Origin of the sequence: Halorubrum halodurans (genome assembly GCF_002252985.1) — an archaeon.
GTDB lineage: Archaea > Halobacteriota > Halobacteria > Halobacteriales > Haloferacaceae > Halorubrum > Halorubrum halodurans.
The window spans coordinates 1-16,104 of record NZ_NHPJ01000039.1 but is presented as its reverse complement, the minus strand read 5'-3'; the positions used below and the strand labels follow the sequence as shown (position 1 = coordinate 16,104).

Here is a 16,104-nt window from a genome sequence, read left to right as displayed (position 1 = left end):
TCTCGGCTCGCCGCCGATTCCGCGGCGTCGCCGTCGGCGGTCACCGCGCGCTCGTCTCGTCGTTCTCGCCGCCGTCGTCGCCACCCTCCCCACTCTCGTCGTCCCCTCCGTCCTCGTCGGGGTCGTCGTGATCCGTGATCACCGCCGGTTCGGGCGGCTCGTCGTCGTCCTCGTCCCCTTCGTCCTCGTCGGGGTCGTCGTGGTCGGTGACGACCGCCGGTTCGGGCGGCTCGTCGTCGTCGTCATCCTTCTCGTCCTCCGCACCGTCCTCCTCGTCCGGTTCGCCGGGAGCGCCCGCGTCGGCGTCGGATTCGTCGTCCCGCCTTCTGCGGACGTCGGTTCCGCTCGAGCCGTCCGGTTCGCGCTCGATCACGGCCCTCGGCGGGCCCGCCTCCCGCCGTCCCGAGCCGAACAGTCGGTCCCGGATCGAGCGGCGGCTGGGGCGCTCCGCGAGCAGCACCGAGGCGTCCACGTCGTGGATCACGTCGAGGTGAAGCGAGTTCGAGACGAGCCGCGAGAGCAGTCCCTTCTCGGTCGCGCCGATGATCACGAGCGTGTGCTCGGTCGCCTCCCGAACGATCGCCGCCTCGACGTCCCCGCCGTCGTCGACGATCCGCTCGGCGTCGCCCACGTCGTTCTCCTCGGCCCACGCCGCGAGGAAGCTCTCGCCCTCCTCACGGTCCTCGGGACCGTCGACGACGTGTAACAGGGTCACCTCGGCGCCGGCCGTCCGCGAGAGCACGCTCGCCACCTCCGCGCCGAGCCGGGAGTCCGGACCGCCGGAGGTGGGCAGCAGGACTCGCGAGGTGTCGAGATCGGTCTCGCTCAGGATGAGGAAGTCACACGGCAGCTGGTTCGTGAGCTCGTCCACCGGCCGCTCCGCGCGGGCGGCGTTCCAGAGCTGGTCCTCGCCCCACCCCATCAGCACGGCCTCGGGGCGGGTGCGGCGGGCCATGTTGAACACCTCCTCGAAGGATCGGTGTGAGACGACCGTCGAGGTGGAGACGTCGACGTCGTACGCCTCGGCGGTCTCGCGCAGCCCCGCCATGCCCTCCTCGGAGACGTCGGCGATCCGGCCCGCCCCCGCCGACAGCGACATGCGCTCCGGCGCCTGGACGACGTGGACGATGTGGACGAGCCCCTCCTCGTGGTCGCTCGCGAGCCGGCTCGCGAGCTCGACTATCGGCCCGTCGGTCCGCGGGTTCGTGATGGGGACCATGATCCGGTGGCCCTCGCTGGCGAACAGCGTCGCCTCGGTGGCGTCCAGGATGGGCACGTACGACCGGCCCGCCGCCCGCCCGAAGACCCACTCGGGTACCGTGAGCCGGCGGGACATCCCCTCGAAGCGCGCCTCCTCGAGGCGCTCCTCGCTGGTCTGGAAGTAGTTGACCAGGGTGACGAGCACCACGCCGCCGATCGTGTTGCCGAGGAGCACGGGGAGCACGAACCCGACCAGCCCGTCGTAGAGGGTTATCCCGTCGCCGTAGAGGCCGATCGCGCCGACGAACAGCAGGTACAACACCTCGGTGAAGGAGACGACGACGTGGTAGAGGTCACCGAGCGGGATCGCGAGGAAGGCGAGGTAGACGACGAGCAGCCGGGTGACCGAGTTCGTGGAGGCGAACCCGACCCAGACGACGCCGGCGACGATCAGTCCCGCCACGGCGGCCTTGAAGAAGAGCGGCCAGAAGCCGACCGAGAACCCGCCGCTCGAGACGTAGATCGCGGCGTCGACGGCGTCGCCGGAGAAGACGCCCCCGTACGAGAGGACGAGCGCGCCGATCGCGCCGCCGGTGAAGTTGCCGGCGAGCACGATCCCCCAGTGGCGCAGGAGCGTCGGGACGCTGGCGAGCCGCTCCAAGGTCAGCGCCACCGGCGGCAGCGTGTTCTCCGTGTACAGCTGGTAGCCGCCGATGATGATGTAGATGAACCCCAGCGGGTACAACGCGACGCTCAGGATCGGGTGGCCGCCGGTCGCGGCGGTCAGCGAGACGTACAACAGGAAGGTGATCGTGATCGCCAACCCCGCGGCGACGCCGCTGAAGAACAGCTCGCGTCGTCCCGAGGTCACCTCCTCGTCCGCCGCGGCGACGATCCGCTGGAACACCTCGTCCGAGGAGAACCGGTCCCGGACCGCCTCGCCGACCGCGGGCGCGCCGCTTCGCGACCGCTCGACCACCTCCCGCATCGAGTCGTCGTCGGGATCCGTGGGGTCCGTCACTGCCGTACACAGAGTGACGCCCGTAAAAAGTAGTTGCTCTTCCCGCCGACCGGGCGGGTCCCGCGGCGGCTCGGATCGGTCGCCGCGGTCCCGGTCGGGCGTCCCGCGGATCCGGGACGACTCACGACCGATCGACGGTCACCAGCCGGACCGCGACGTCGGGGTCCTCCCCGGTCACCCGCTCGATCCGCGCCTCGAGCGTCGTCGCCATCCCGGCGACCGAGACGTCGGGCGGCGCGCCGACGGTGACGACCACGCGGTCGGTCTCCCGCGGGGGGAACGTGCCGACCCGTTCGATCTCCAGCTCGAGCAGCTCGGCGTCCGGGTCGAGCGTCGCCAGCTCGTCGCCCACCGCGTTCCGGACGTCGGTCTCCGTGGTGGAGGCGACGTAACTGTCGTAGGTGACGCCGCCGAGGAACGCGCTCAGCACCGCGATCGCGGCGACGAGGACGACGACGCGTTTCACGAACGCCGCCCGCGCGTCGTCCTCGCGGAACCAGCGCTCCGGCCGGTACCCCTCGTACCAGAGCACCACCAGCGCGGAGAGGTTGATCGAGAGCACGTTTACCGCGACGATCACGCCCGCGCCCAACACGAGCCGCGGGATAGCGAAGGCGATCCCGATGCCGACGGCGGCCGCCGGGGGGATCAACGCCACCGCGATCATCACGCCGACGAGCGTGGCGGAGACGCCCGTCATGAGCGAGACGATCCCCGCGACGCCCGCGCCGATCGCCACCGCGAGCACGAGCACGTTCGGGGCGAGCCGCTCCGCGACCTCGGCGAGCTCGAGCGGGTCGATGCCGGGCGGCACGAGCCCCAGCGACCGGAGCCCCACCGCGAACGCGGTCGCGGCCGCGACCGCGACCGCGACGCCGACCACCTGCATCCGCACGCCCCGGCGGAACATCTCCTCGTCGTCGACGACCGTCCCGATGGCGGCCGACATCGCGGGCCCGATGAGCGGCGCGATCACCATCGACCCGACGACGGTCGCCGGCGAGTCCAGGAGGAGCCCGGCCGTCGCGATCACGGCCGAGATCACCGTCATGAGGACGTAGGTCCGCATCCCGGAGGCGAGGTCGTCCGCCTTCGCCTGGAGCTCCTGTCGCGAGATCCGGTCCTCGTCCCGTTCGGACTCCTCGGCGTACTCCGCCTCCAGCTCCTCGAACCGCCGGGAGAGGACCGTCTCGGCCGCGACGATCACCGTGTAGGTCCGCTCGTCGATCCCGGCCTCGCGCAGCCGCTCGAGGACCGGCTCGACGGCCGCCTTCGGCAGCGGGAACGTCGCCACGCCCGTGTACTCGCGGTTGCTCGTCTCGTCGGTGACGACGTAGTCGACCCCCTCCTCCTCGAGCGCGCGGACGACCGCGGCGCGCTTTCCCGCCGGGATCATGACCTGTACGAGTCGCACGATCCGTGCTTTCCCGGCCACGGCTTATAACCGAGGGGCCGACGCGCCCGGACGTGCCCGTAGAAACGGAACTTTAATGCGAGAATCGCTCCCATCTCCCGACGAGATGCTCTCGCCGCTGTTCATCGACACGTTCCTGCTCGATTACCACCTCGGGCACGTCCTGTTGCTCGCGTTCGTGGCCTCGCTGCTCGGGGTGCTCCCGTTCAAGTCGCGGAAGGTGATCGCCGCGGTGCTCGTCACCTTCGGGCTGATATTCTCGGTGTCGCCGTTCACCACCATGCCGGCGACGTACATCCTCTTCGGGCTCGGCCTGGTGATCGTCGGGCCGCTGCTGTGGACGACGGCCGACTCGTAGGCGTCCCGTTTCCTCCGTCTCCGTCCTCCCGCCGCTCCGTTCTCCCCGATCTCCCGTCCTCGTCGGTCCGTTCTCCACGCGTCGCTTCCCCTCCGCTTCGCCGCGTTCCTGCCTCTCCCGCGTCCCCGCGTCGGGCGCGATCCCGCTCCTTTTTGACGCCCCGGAGTAACGGCTCCGCATGGTCACGGTACGGGCACCCGCAACCAGCGCGAACCTCGGGAGCGGCTTCGACGTCTTCGGGGCGGCGCTCTCGCGGCCCGCCGACGTCGTCACGGTCGAGCGGGCCGACCGGACCACCATCGAGGTGACCGGCGTCGGGGCCCAATACATCCCGGAGGACCCCGAGGGCAACACCGTCGGGGCGGTCGTCGAGGCGCTCGACGCGCCCGCACACATCCACATCGACAAGGGGGTCCGCCCCGCCTCGGGGCTCGGCTCCTCGGCGGCCAGCGCGGCGGGCGCGGCCGTCGCGCTCAACCGACTGTACGACCGGGGCTACTCCCGCGAGGAGCTCGTCCCCGTCGCCGCCGAGGGGGAGGCGGTCGTCTCCGGCGTCGCCCACTCCGACAACGTCGCCCCCTCGCTTCTGGGCGGGTTCACGATCTCGACGACCGACGGGACCAACAGCGTCGACGCGCGCGTCCCGCTCGTGGTGTGTCTCCCCGACGTGGCGGTCTCGACGCGGGACGCCCGCCGGGTCGTCCCCGAGACCGCCTCGATGGACGACCTCGTCGAGACCGTCGGCAACGCCGCCACGCTCGCGGTCGGGATGTGCCGGTCGGACCCGGCGCTCGTCGGCGCGGGGATGAGCGACCCGGTCGTCACGCCGGAGCGCGCCCGGCTCATCACCGGCTACGACGCCGTCCACGACGCCGCGCTCGCGGCCGGCGCGACCGGCGTCACGGTGAGCGGGGCCGGTCCCGCGGTCGTCGCCGCCTGCCGCGAGGGCGACCGGCAGGCGATCGCGGCCGCCATGCTCGACGCCTTCGCCGACGCCGACATCGACGCCCGCGCCTACCAGACCCGGATCGGCGAGGGCGCGACGGTCGTCGAGGAGTAAGGGGGGTTACGCCCGCCGGATCGGCGAGGTCATACAGTGGATCCCGCCGCCGCCGTTCGTGAGGTGGTGCGGGTCGAGCCCCTCGCCGTCCGGCAACACCTCGACGCCCTCGCGTTTCAGCCGCTCGATGGTGCGGTTCCGCTCCGGGTCGTACTCGCCGTCGTCGGTCTCGTAGATGGGGAGGACGGTTCCGTCCGCGATCGTGAGGAAGTTCGTCGCCCACCGCTCCGGGTACGGCGCGTCGACCACCTCGTAGCCGTGGCGGTCGAGGAGGTCGGCGACCGTCTCCTCGCCGCGGCGCTCGTACCCCTCCCCGACTCGCTCGAAGACCTCGACGGTCGCGGCCTCGATCAGGGGTTCGCGCGCCACGGCGAGCCCCTCGGCGGCGACGTTGAGCCAGCCGTCGAGGTGGAGCAGTCGCGAGGAGGTGCCGTGCTCGGCGGCGAGCCGCTCGTCGGCGGCCAGCGGCGGGCGGACCAGGCCGACCTCGTCGTAGCCGACCGCGCCCGCCTCGAGGAGTTCTTTCCCGCCCTCGTAGGTCGTCCGGAGGACGGTCTCCTCGCCGCCCTCGAGTGCCGAGACGCCAACGAGCGCGAAGTCGCCGAGCGGGAGGAAGTCGCCGCCCTCGAGCGTCTCGCTCGCGCTCGTCCGGTGGGCGAGCTCCGCCCCGCGGGCGTGCCACGCCGCCTCGATCAGGGGGCGCTCCCGCCGGCGCGTCGCGGTCCCGAGTCGCGGGAGGATCGGGCCGCGGTCGCCGACGAGCTGGCAGTCGCGCTGGAAGTAGAGGTTCGTGATCGCCTCCGCGATCCGGACGCCCGTGTCGAGCGTCCCCGAATCGAGCGAACCCGAGTCGGGATCGTCGTCGCCCTCGACCTCGGCGGTCCGCCCGACCGTGGGCCCGAGCAGGACGGCCTGGAGCCGCTCGTAGGCGGTCGCGTCGGCGAGGTTCCCGGCCAGATCCGCCCGCGTCGGCGGCGAGGGGCCGCCCTCGTCGACCCCGATCGACTCCTCGACGAGCCCGTCGAGGACGCCGCCGTCATCGAGGTCCTCGTGGATGTGGCGGACCTCGACGCCGGCGTCCTCCAGCACCTCGACCAGTCGGCGGTGTTCGCGTTTCGCCTCGCGCACCGAGAAGGGGCGCGCGAAGTGGTTCGGACCGGGGTCCATGGCCCCGATCGCCGCCTCGATCCCCGGCTCGTGGACCCGCACCGCGCGCAACGTGTCGTACTCGGCCTCGACGGTCGGTTTCGGCATGTGATGGTGTCGCGTACCGAACTCGCACGAATAAACGGATCGGGATCGGGCGGTACAGACGGAGGACTGCTCTATCCGGGGAAAGCTATTATTCTGGCTACCTGGTTGCTCTCATCATGGTCTCTCTCCGAGAGGCGTCTCCCGAAGACGCAGCAGCGATGGCGCGTATTCAATCGGAGTCGCTCCGAGAGAACGCAGATGAGCACTACACGGACGAACAGCTTGTGCTTCTGGCACCCGCTGAGCCAGATGCTGAGGAGATTTCTGAGGACGAGTTTTCCGACGAGTCGTGTCGTCCAATTATTGCTGAATTGGATGGTGAGATCGTTGGCTGGGGAAGCATCCATCTCAACGAGAACGTGCTGGCAGCAACATTTGTTGATCCCGACTACACAGGACAAGGGATCGGGCGGACAATCGTTGAGGAACTCGAAACAATCGCTCGACAGGAAGGCGTAGAGGTGCTGATCGTTCCCGCGTCGCTAAACGCTGTTGGCTTCTACGAGACACTCGGCTTCGAAAAACAACGCGAAATCGATGCAAGTGGTCCCGACACACCAGAGATTCCGAGTGTCGAACTGACAAAGCAACTGTCCTAAGTACCCGACCCGCACGCGGCTTCTCCCGACCCGATCGCTACGCTTCGGCCCGGAAATGACTCGCCCTTCGATCCGTTCGCGTCCGCCTCCCGATCTAAACGCCGCGGCCCTGGAGCTTTTCCTCCTCGGGCAGCGACTCGTTCGACTGCCCCTTCATCCCCTTGCCGATCCCGGTCGCGATGTCGGCGAGCTCGTCGGGGTCGTCCCAGTTGTTGACGGCCTCGACGATGGCGGTGCCCATCGCCTCGGGGTCCTCCGCGCCGAAGATGCCGGAGCCGACGAAGATGCCGTCACAGCCGTGATACATCATGAGCGCGGCGTCCGCGGGCGTCGCGATCCCGCCGGCCGCGAAGTTGACGACCGGGAGCCGACCGAGGTCGGCGGTCTCGTGGACCAGATCGCGGGGCGCGCCGTGCTCGCGGGCCCACTTCTCGCGCTCCTCGTGGTTGAGCCCCGACAGCGTCCGGATCTGGTTTTTGATGGTGCGCTGGTGTTTGACCGCTTGGTTGACGTCGCCGGTGCCGGCCTCGCCCTTCGTGCGGATCATGGCCGCGCCCTCCCGGATCCGGCGGAGCGCCTCGGGGAGGTTCCGCGCCCCGCAGACGAACGGCGAGGTGAAGTCGCGCTTGTCGGTGTGGTACTCGTCGTCGGCGGGGGTGAGCACCTCCGACTCGTCGATCATGTCGACGCCGAGCGACTCGAGGATCTCCGCCTCCTTGCGGTGGCCGATCCGCGACTTGCCCATCACCGGGATGGAGACCTCGTCGATGATCTCGGTGACGTTCGCGGGGTCGGGCATCCGCGCGACGCCGCCGCGCTTCCGGATGTCGGCGGGGACGGCCTCGAGCGCCATCACCGCGACCGCGCCGGTGTCCTCCGCGATGCGCGCCTGCTCGCGGGTGACGACGTCCATGATGACGCCGCCCTTCTGCATCCGCGCGAAGCCGCGCTTGACGAGTTCGGTTCCTCGCTTCAGATCCTCCAGATCGGTCGCCTCGGGCATGTTCGGGGCTACGGCCGCGGGACACTTAACGGGTCGCTTTCGGGGGACTGGCCGGCGACGACGCGTCGTTCCGCCCGGCTCGATCTCCGCCTTCGGACGCCACGTTCCGCCCCTCGGTTCCCGCCACCGCAAACACGAAGGTCGTCGCCCGCGAGGGTTCGGGTATGCCGACCGGTGCCATCGTCGCGGGCGGGCGGTCGACGCGCTTCGGCGACGCCGACAAGTCGGTCGCCGAACTCGCGGGCGTCCCGATGATCCGCCGGGTCGCGGACCGGCTCGCGGGCGCGGACGACCCGGTACCGCCGGGCGCGGCGCGGGCGGGCGGCGGCGATCCGGTCGTCGACGACCTCGTGGTGAACTGCCGGCCGGACCAGCGCGAGGCGATCGCCGAGGCCCTGGACGGGTATCCCCTCCCGGTCCGGTGGGCGCTCGACGACGAGCCGGACCGCGGCCCGCTCGCCGGGATCCGCAACGCGTGTCGGGCCGCACCGGGGGAGTACGCCTTCGTCGTCGCCTGTGACGTCCCCTTCGTCGACCCGTCGTTCGCCGAGGCGCTCCTCGCGGACGCGGCCGACGCCGACGCGGACGCGGCGATCCCGCGGCTCGAGGACCGGTGGTTCCAGACGACGCAGGCGGTCTACCGCGCCGACGCGACGGCCGCCGCCTGCGACCGCGCGCTCGCCCGCGGCGACGGGAAGATCCTCGCGGCGGTCGACGAGCTGTCCGTCGTCCGCGTCGAGGACGCGACCATCCGCGAGCGGACCTCCGAGCACACCTTCACGAACGTCAACACGCGCGAGGAGTTCGAGGCGGCGGCGGCGCGCCTCGCCGAGCACGTCTCGTAGTGGATCAGTCCGTCAGGACCTCGTAGGCACGGTTCAGCTCCTTGAACGCCTCCTCGTCGCCCTCCTCCCCGTCGGGGTGGAGCCGCTTCGCGCGCTCGCGGTACGCCGACCGGACGGTCTCGCGGTCGGCGCTCGGCTCGAGGTCCAGCGTCGCGTACGCCTCCCGCTCCGACATCCCGCGCGTCGAGGGCGCCCGGTCGCGGGGGTCGCGGGAGCCGCCGGGGCCGCGGGCGTCGCGAGCGCCGCCCCCGAACCGCCCGCGCGACGTTCCGGTGCCGGTGTGACCGGATCCGGCCGCGCCCGCTCCGGCGCTGCGATACGCGTCGCGGCGGTTCTCCGCGGCGCGGGCGCGCTGTCTCGCGCGTTCCCGATCCGTCGGTCCGACCCGCTCGGCCTCGCGACGCACTCGCTCCCGGAGCCGGCCGCTGGCGTGGAACCACATGAGGTACGCCGCGGCTCCGAACGGGACGGCGACGGCCAACAACAGGGGGTTGACGACGACGCCGGCGACGACGAGCAGGGCCGTCAGCCCGACGAACGTCGCCGCCATCCCGACGAGGACGGTGCGGTTCGTCACGCCCGTACTGGGGGTTCCAGAACCGTAAGGCTCTCGGGGACGAGGGCGGGCGTCGAGTCGGAGCGTTCGGTGAGCGTGTCGTTTATCCCCGCGGGCGACCCGCTTGCGGGTATGTCAACCGCGGACCGGGAGACGGTCACCGGGGTTCCGCCCGGCATCGCCGCGGCTCGCGAGGAGCTCACTCCGATGCTCTCGCAGTACGCCGACCTCTGTGCCGCCCACGCGGACGCGCTCGTCCTCTTCCAGGTCGGCGACTTCTACGAGGCGTTCTGCGAGGCCGCCGAGACCGTCGCGCGCACCTGCGAGGTGACGCTCACCGAGCGCTCCGACTCCACCGGCGACTACCCGATGGCGGGGATCCCCATCGACAACGCCGCGCCCTACCTCGAGACGCTGCTCGACGCGGGCTACCGCGTCGCGCTCGGCGACCAGGTCGAGGACGCCGAGGCGGCCTCCGGGCTCGTCGACCGTGCCGTGACCGAGGTGATCACGCCGGGAACGGTGGTCGAGGACGACCTGCTGGAGTCGGGGACGACAAACTACGTCGCCGCCGTGGCGGCCGAGCCGGCGGGGTCGACCGACGCCGACTCGGGCTCCAGCCCGACCCTCGGGCTCGCCGCCGTCGACGTCGCCACCGGCGAGTGTCTCGTCACCGCGGGCGATCCCGGAACCGTCGCCGAGGAGCTCGACCGGATCGCCCCCGCGGAGGTGGTGGTCGGGCCGGAGGTGACCGGCGACGGCGAGGACCGCGAAACCGCCGCCACCGACTTCGATCCCGCCGCCGGCGACCCGGACCGGACGGTCCACGGCCACGACCCCGCCGTCTTCGAGCGTCGGGCCGCGCTCGACCGGCTGGAGCCGTACCTCTCCGCCCCCGAGCGCCGGTTCGACGGCGACGCGGAGCTCCGCGCCGCGGGCGCGGTGTTGGCGTACGCGGAGTACACCCAGGGCGACGACGGCCCGCTCGCGTACGTCTCGCGGGTCCGGCGGTACGACCCGCGGGACCGGCTGCGGCTCGACGCGGCGGCCCAGCGCAGCCTCGAGCTCTTCGAGAACCGCGGGCTCGGCGCGAGCGACACGCTGTTCGACGTCCTCGACTCGACGAACTGCGCGCTCGGGCGACGCTGTCTCGAGCGCTGGCTCCGCCGGCCGCTCGTCGACGCCGACGCGATCGCCTCGCGCCACGACGCGGTCGGCGAGCTCGCGGACCGGACCCTCGTTCGCGAGGGGATCGCGGACGCGCTCGCGGCCGCCTACGACCTCGAGCGGCTCGTCGGCCGGGTCTCGCGCGGCCGCGCCGACGCCCGCGACCTCCGGTCGTTGTACGCCACGCTCGCGGTCGTTCCCGAGTTGAAGACGACGCTGGCGGAAGGAGACGAGGGCGGCGAGGCTGCCGAGGGGGGGACCCCGGCGGACCTCCCCCGGACCGACCACCTCCGCGCCCTCCGCGACCGGCTCGACGAGCTGGCGGCGGTCCGCGATCTGATAGACGCCGCGATCGTCGCCGACCCGCCACAGGAGATCACGGAGGGCGGCGTGATCTCTGCGGGGTTCGATGACGACCTCGACGACCTCCGCACGACCGAGCGCGAGGGCCGCGAGTGGGTCGCTGACCTGGAGGCGCGCGAGCGCGAGCGCACCGGGATCGACTCGCTGTCGGTCGGGCACAACCAGGTCCACGGCTACTACATCGAGGTGACCGACGCCAACCTCGACCGGGTGCCGGACGACTACCGCCGTCGACAGACGCTGAAGAACAGCGAGCGGTACTACACGCCGGCGCTGAAGGAGCGCGAGGAGGAGATCGTGGGGGCCGCGGAGCGCGCGGACGCCCTGGAGTACGAGCGGTTCGTCGAGGTCCGCGACCGGGTCGCGGAGGAGACGGAGCGGATCCAGGCGCTCGCGGATGCCCTCGCCGAGCTCGACGCGCTCGCGTCGCTCGCCGCGGTCGCCGTCGAGCGCGACTACGTCCGCCCCGAGATCGTCGCCGATCCCGACGCGGGCATCGAGATCGAGGGCGGCCGCCACCCGGTCGTCGAGCGGACCGAGGACGCCTTCGTCCCCAACGACGCGGACCTCCCGCGCGGCTCGATCGCGGTGATCACGGGGCCGAACATGAGCGGGAAGTCGACGTACATGCGGGCGGTCGCGCTCGCGGTCGTGCTGGCACAGGTCGGCTCGTTCGTCCCCGCGCAGGCCGCCCGACTCCCCGTCTTCTCCCGGCTGTTCACGCGCGTCGGCGCCTCGGACGACATCGCCGGCGGGCAGTCGACGTTCATGCGCGAGATGAGCGAGCTGACGGAGATCCTCCACGACGCCGGGCCGGACTCGCTCGTCCTGCTCGACGAGGTCGGCCGCGGCACGGCCACCACCGACGGGCGCGCGATCGCCAGGGCGGCCGCGGAGTTCGTCCACGACGAGCTCGGCGCGACGACGCTGTTCGCCACGCACTACCACGATCTCACCGACCTCGCCGACGAGCGCGAGCGCGCGTTCAACCTCCACTTCACCGCCACCCGCGAGGACGGGGAGGTGACGTTCCTCCACCGCGTCGTCCCCGGCGCGTCCTCCTCGTCGTACGGCGTCGAGGTGGCCGAGCTCGCCGGCGTCCCGAGCGCCGTGGTCGATCGCTCCCGCGACCTCGTCGCCGAGGCCGAGGCGGGAGCCGACGCGACCCCCGATCCGGAGCGGACGGACCGTGGGGTCGACCCCGACCCCGACGCGGGGGACGCCTCGCTCCGCGAGTTCCTCGCCGAGGAGGAGGCGGACGACCGCCCGGCCATCGAGCCGGCCGACGATCCCGCCGACGGCGCCGAGGCGCGGTCCGACGCCGACCCGAGTTCCGCCGCGGACCCGAGTCCTGCCGCCGATTCGGGGCCCGCCGACACGAGCCCCGCCGCGGACCCGACCGACGATACGGAGGGCGGCCTCCCGCGGTCGGTCGAATCGGAGCTTCGCGATCTGGACCTCGCGCGCACGACGCCGATCGAGGCGCTGAACGCCCTCCACGACCTTCAGACCCGACTCGAGAACGATGACGGCTGAGGGCGAACGCGACGGCACGGGGGGCGACGAGGCGGACGGGAGGGCTCCCGACCCCGTGCGCCGGCTCGACCCCGCGACCGTCGACCGGATCGCCGCCGGCGAGGTGATCACGCGGCCCGCGCGGGTCGTCGCCGAGCTGGTCGACAACGCGCTCGACGCCGCCGCGTCCCGCGTCGAGGTGGCGGTCGACGGGGACGGCACCGACCGGATCCGGGTCGCCGACGACGGTCACGGGATGGACCGCGCGGACGCCCGGCTCGCGGTCGAGCGCCACGCGACGAGCAAGCTCGCGCCCGACGCGGACCCCGTCGGCGTCGGCTCGCTCGGCTTCCGCGGGGAGGCGCTCGCGGCCGTCGCCGACGCCGCCCGCCTCGAGGTGACGACCAACGACGGCGGCGCGGGCGACGCCGCGAGCGCGGTCGGCACGCGGGTCCTCGTCGGTCCACGGGGCGGGGGTGACGACGACCGTGGCGTCGACGCCCCCGAGGTGGAGGACGCCGGCCGTGCCCGCGGGACGACCGTCGTCGTCCGCGACCTCTTCTCGACGCGGCCCGCGAGGCGGGAGTCGCTCGCCGGCGCGCGGGCCGAGTTCGCGCGTATCTCGACGCTCGTCGCCGACTACGCGCTCGCGAACCCGCACGTCGCGTTCACGCTCGAACACGACGGGTCGACGACGCTGTCGACGCCCGGCACCGGGGTCACCGACGCGCTGTTCGGCGTATACGACCGCGAGACGGCGAGCCGGTCGACCGAGGTGTCGGCGAGCGTCGGGATCGACGCCGCGCGCGCGGCCGGCGACGACGACCGCACGATCGACGTCGACGTCTCGGGCGCGCTCGCGTACCCCTCGGTCACCCGCGCGTCGAGCGATCACCTCCGAGTCTCCGTGAACGGCCGGCCCGTGCGCGACGACCGCCTCGCGGGCGCGGTGCGGGCGGGGTACGGCCGCCTGCTGCCGGACGGCCGCGAGCCGGTCGCCGCCGTCGACGTCGCGATCCCGCCCGAGCGCATCGACCCGAACGTCCACCCGACGAAACGCGAGGTGGGGCTCCGCGACGCCGACGCGGTCGCGGACGCGGTCGAGGGGGTCGTCGCCGACGCGCTCACCGGCGCGGACCTCCGACGGAAGGCCGACGTCGACACCGACCTCGAGACCGCGCTCGAGCCGGTCGGCGAGGGTGACGGGTCGCGGGCGACGTTCGCGGACGCGGAGCCGATCGGGACGTTCCGCGACCTCTACGCGCTGGTCGAGTCGGGCGACGAGCTGCTCGTGATCGACGCCCACGCCGCCCACGAGCGCGTGAACTACGAGCGGCTCGCCCGCGCGTTCGCGGACGAGTCCGTCCCGACCGCCGCCGTCGACCCGCCGGCGACGCTGTCGCTGTCGGCGGGGGAGGCCGCGGCCGCGGAGGCGCACGCCGACGCGCTCGCCGCGCTCGGGTTCGAGACGGCGCCGTTCGGCGGGGGGACGATCCGGGTGCGAACGGTTCCGGCCCCGTTCGGCCGGACCGCCGACCCGGAGGCGCTGCGCGACGCGCTCGCGACGCTCTCCGAGGGGACGTCGCCGCGCGACGCTCGGGAGCGGCTGCTCGCCGACCTGGCGTGTCACCCGTCGCTGAAGCGGGGCGACGCGATCGACCGGTCGGCGATCCGCGCGCTCCTCGACCGGCTCGACGAGTGCGAGCGCCCGTTCGCGTGCCCCCACGGCCGCCCGACGGTGCTCTCGGTGGCGGAGGCGACGTTCGCCGCCGGCTTCGAGCGGGAACGGTGAGCCGCCGCGGTTCGCCCGCGCTCCCGGAACCGTTTTGCCTCGGTCTCCCCTCCGTCGGTCCGTGCCGCTGGAGTCGAACGCGCGGATCGTGAGCGAGCTCGCCAGTCGCGGCTACAACGCCGAACGCGAGGCCGTGACGCTGCTCGCCGGCGCCGAGGACGTCGCCGCGGCGCTCGAGGCCGCCGTCGAGGCCGCCCCCGACGACGCGCTCCGTATCACGACCGACCACGTCCGCGCCGCCCTCGACGGTCACGGGACGGCCCCGAGCGCCGACGCCCCGTCCGGGTCCGGCGCCCCGTCCGGATCTCCCCCGACTCCGTCCGATCGATCGTCGGCGTCGCCCGATCAACCGCCGGTTCAGACGGCCGAACCCGGCAGATCTCCAGTTGAAACGAGGGGGTCAGGGGCCGGTGGCGCCGAGGCGGACGATCCGGCCGCGGACGCCGCCGTCGGCGGGTCCGCCCACGGCCACGCCGCCGCCGCCCACGACCGGGACCCCTCCTGGCGCGAACTCGAGGTCGGCAACGACATGACGGGCCACAGCACGGGAACCGGCGAGTACGCCGACTTCGTCCGGACGTTCCGCGACCGCTACGAGCGGCTCTCCGGCCTCCTGCGCGGCCGCGTCAACCACCGGCCGGCGGAGGCGATCGCCGACATGCCCGGCGGCAGCGACGCCGCGATGATCGGCCTGGTCAACGACGTGCGCTCCACCAAGTCGGGCCACTGGCTGATCGAACTCGAGGACACCACCGGGACCTTCCCCGCGCTGGTGATGAAGGACAAGGGGCTCGCCGACGTCGTCGACGAGATCCTCATGGACGAGTGTCTCGCGATCGAGGGGACGCTCGCCGACGACGCGGGGATCCTCTTCGCGGACTCGCTCCACTTCCCCGACGTCCCGCGAACCCGCGTCACCGGCGGAGCGGACCGCCACGTCCAGGCCGCGCTGATCTCCGACGTCCACGTCGGCAGCGAGGAGTTCGTCGCCGACGCCTGGAGTCGCTTCACCGACTGGCTCCACACGCCCGAGGCCGCCCCCGTCGAGTACCTGTTGATCGCCGGCGACATGGTCGAGGGCGTCGGCGTCTACCCCGACCAGGACGAGGAGCTGGACGTCGTCGACATCTACGAGCAGTACGAGCTGTTCGCGGAGTACCTGAAGGAGGTCCCCGGCGACACCGAGATCGTGATGATCCCCGGCAACCACGACGCCGTCCGGCTCGCCGAGCCGCAGCCGGGATTCTCAGAGGAGATCCGCGAGATCATGGACGTCCACGACGCGCGGATCGTCTCGAACCCCGCGACGGTCTCCGTGGAGGGCGTCGAGGTGCTGATGTACCACGGCGTCTCGCTCGACGAGGTCATCGCCGAACTGCCCGAGGAGAAGGCCAGCTACGACGAGCCACACAAGGCGATGTTCCAACTCCTGAAGAAGCGCCACGTCGCCCCGCAGTTCGGCGGACACACCCGCGTCGCCCCCGAGGAGCGCGACTACCTCGTGATCGAGGACGTGCCGGACGTGTTCCACACCGGCCACGTCCACAAGCTCGGCTGGGGGAAGTACCACGACGTGCTCGCGGTCAACTCCGGCTGCTGGCAGGCCCAGACCGACTTCCAGAAGTCCGTCAACATCGACCCCGACGCCGGCTACGCGCCGATCCTCGACCTCGACACCCTCGAGATGACCGTCCGGAAGTTCACCTGACCGGTCCGCGTCGCTCGCGTCTCCCGGTCGGGCGCGTGGTCGGCGTCGGCGTCGCAGTCCGCGGGTTTATCCCCGGAGGCGCGGCCAGCCCCCGCGTGAGCTGATCGCCGCCCGCGGCGCACTGGACGGGAGCGCGACGCCCCGCCGCGGAGCCCGCCCGATCCGCGTCGCCTGCCCGCCCTCCCCAGCGGCCGCCGCACCGCTCTCCTTCGGCACCGCCCCCGACGCCTCACTCGATCTCCACTCGAC

The 16,104-nt window shown here is 72.4% G+C and carries 12 protein-coding genes; 7 read left to right on the top strand and 5 right to left on the bottom strand.

The window, feature by feature from the left end; genetic code table 11:
• Nucleotides 1–40 precede the first annotated feature (40 nt).
• Complete coding sequence (locus tag DJ70_RS03485; RefSeq protein WP_094530182.1) at nucleotides 41–2,221, bottom strand: formate/nitrite transporter family protein; 2,181 nt, start codon at nucleotides 2,219–2,221, stop codon at nucleotides 41–43.
• 121 nt (nucleotides 2,222–2,342) lie between these two features.
• Nucleotides 2,343–3,635, bottom strand: a complete 1,293-nt coding sequence (locus DJ70_RS03480) for a TIGR00341 family protein (RefSeq protein WP_394338447.1) — start codon at nucleotides 3,633–3,635, stop codon at nucleotides 2,343–2,345.
• 106 nt (nucleotides 3,636–3,741) lie between these two features.
• Here DJ70_RS03480 and DJ70_RS03475 point away from each other — a divergent pair, with 106 nt between their 5' ends.
• Nucleotides 3,742–3,993: a hypothetical protein gene (locus DJ70_RS03475; protein ID WP_094530179.1), complete on the top strand. Its 252-nt coding sequence runs from the start codon at nucleotides 3,742–3,744 to the stop codon at nucleotides 3,991–3,993.
• A gap of 178 nt (nucleotides 3,994–4,171) precedes the next feature.
• Complete coding sequence (locus DJ70_RS03470) at nucleotides 4,172–5,053, top strand: homoserine kinase (protein WP_094530177.1); 882 nt, start codon at nucleotides 4,172–4,174, stop codon at nucleotides 5,051–5,053.
• A 6-nt stretch (nucleotides 5,054–5,059) separates the two neighbouring features.
• Here the strand turns inward: DJ70_RS03470 and DJ70_RS03465 are convergent, their stop codons facing one another.
• A complete protein-coding gene (locus DJ70_RS03465) occupies nucleotides 5,060–6,307 on the bottom strand; it encodes an arginine deiminase family protein (protein WP_094530175.1) in 1,248 nt (415 codons plus the stop codon).
• Between the two features lie 116 nt (nucleotides 6,308–6,423).
• On the opposite strand from DJ70_RS03465, the gene DJ70_RS03460 reads away from it, so the two are divergent.
• On the top strand, nucleotides 6,424–6,906 hold the full coding sequence (locus DJ70_RS03460; RefSeq protein ID WP_094530173.1) for a GNAT family N-acetyltransferase: 483 nt from the start codon (nucleotides 6,424–6,426) through the stop codon (nucleotides 6,904–6,906).
• A 94-nt stretch (nucleotides 6,907–7,000) separates the two neighbouring features.
• Here the strand turns inward: DJ70_RS03460 and pdxS are convergent, their stop codons facing one another.
• Nucleotides 7,001–7,909 carry a pyridoxal 5'-phosphate synthase lyase subunit PdxS gene (gene pdxS, locus DJ70_RS03455; protein ID WP_094530171.1) on the bottom strand — a complete coding sequence of 303 codons (909 nt, stop codon included), beginning with the start codon at nucleotides 7,907–7,909 and terminating at the stop codon, nucleotides 7,001–7,003.
• A 164-nt stretch (nucleotides 7,910–8,073) separates the two neighbouring features.
• Between pdxS and mobA the strand changes: the two genes are divergently transcribed.
• A complete protein-coding gene (mobA, locus tag DJ70_RS03450; protein WP_094530169.1) occupies nucleotides 8,074–8,754 on the top strand; it encodes a molybdenum cofactor guanylyltransferase in 681 nt (226 codons plus the stop codon).
• A 4-nt stretch (nucleotides 8,755–8,758) separates the two neighbouring features.
• Here the strand turns inward: mobA and DJ70_RS03445 are convergent, their stop codons facing one another.
• Nucleotides 8,759–9,331 carry a J domain-containing protein gene (locus tag DJ70_RS03445; protein WP_094530167.1) on the bottom strand — a complete coding sequence of 191 codons (573 nt, stop codon included), beginning with the start codon at nucleotides 9,329–9,331 and terminating at the stop codon, nucleotides 8,759–8,761.
• Nucleotides 9,332–9,442: 111 nt separating this feature from the next.
• Here DJ70_RS03445 and mutS point away from each other — a divergent pair, with 111 nt between their 5' ends.
• From mutS to DJ70_RS03430, 3 genes are all read left to right on the top strand, one after another.
• Complete coding sequence (mutS, locus tag DJ70_RS03440) at nucleotides 9,443–12,376, top strand: DNA mismatch repair protein MutS (protein WP_094530165.1); 2,934 nt, start codon at nucleotides 9,443–9,445, stop codon at nucleotides 12,374–12,376.
• Nucleotides 12,366–14,147, top strand: coding sequence for a DNA mismatch repair endonuclease MutL (gene mutL / locus DJ70_RS03435; protein WP_094530163.1), 1,782 nt, complete (start codon nucleotides 12,366–12,368; stop codon nucleotides 14,145–14,147). The genes mutS and mutL overlap by 11 nt, the downstream gene beginning before the upstream one ends.
• Before the next feature lie 61 nt (nucleotides 14,148–14,208).
• Nucleotides 14,209–15,855, top strand: a complete 1,647-nt coding sequence (locus tag DJ70_RS03430) for a DNA-directed DNA polymerase II small subunit (protein ID WP_094530161.1) — start codon at nucleotides 14,209–14,211, stop codon at nucleotides 15,853–15,855.
• Nucleotides 15,856–16,104 lie beyond the last annotated feature (249 nt).

Coding starts and splice junctions, on each gene's coding strand:
- mobA (WP_094530169.1), top strand. CDS start 8,074: ATGCCGACCGGTGCCATCGTCGCGGGCGGGCGGTCGACGCGCTTCGGC.
- DJ70_RS03470 (WP_094530177.1), top strand. CDS start 4,172: ATGGTCACGGTACGGGCACCCGCAACCAGCGCGAACCTCGGGAGCGGC.
- pdxS (WP_094530171.1), bottom strand. CDS start 7,909: ATGCCCGAGGCGACCGATCTGGAGGATCTGAAGCGAGGAACCGAACTC.
- mutS (WP_094530165.1), top strand. CDS start 9,443: ATGTCAACCGCGGACCGGGAGACGGTCACCGGGGTTCCGCCCGGCATC.
- DJ70_RS03465 (WP_094530175.1), bottom strand. CDS start 6,307: ATGCCGAAACCGACCGTCGAGGCCGAGTACGACACGTTGCGCGCGGTG.
- DJ70_RS03475 (WP_094530179.1), top strand. CDS start 3,742: ATGCTCTCGCCGCTGTTCATCGACACGTTCCTGCTCGATTACCACCTC.
- DJ70_RS03460 (WP_094530173.1), top strand. CDS start 6,424: ATGGTCTCTCTCCGAGAGGCGTCTCCCGAAGACGCAGCAGCGATGGCG.
- mutL (WP_094530163.1), top strand. CDS start 12,366: ATGACGGCTGAGGGCGAACGCGACGGCACGGGGGGCGACGAGGCGGAC.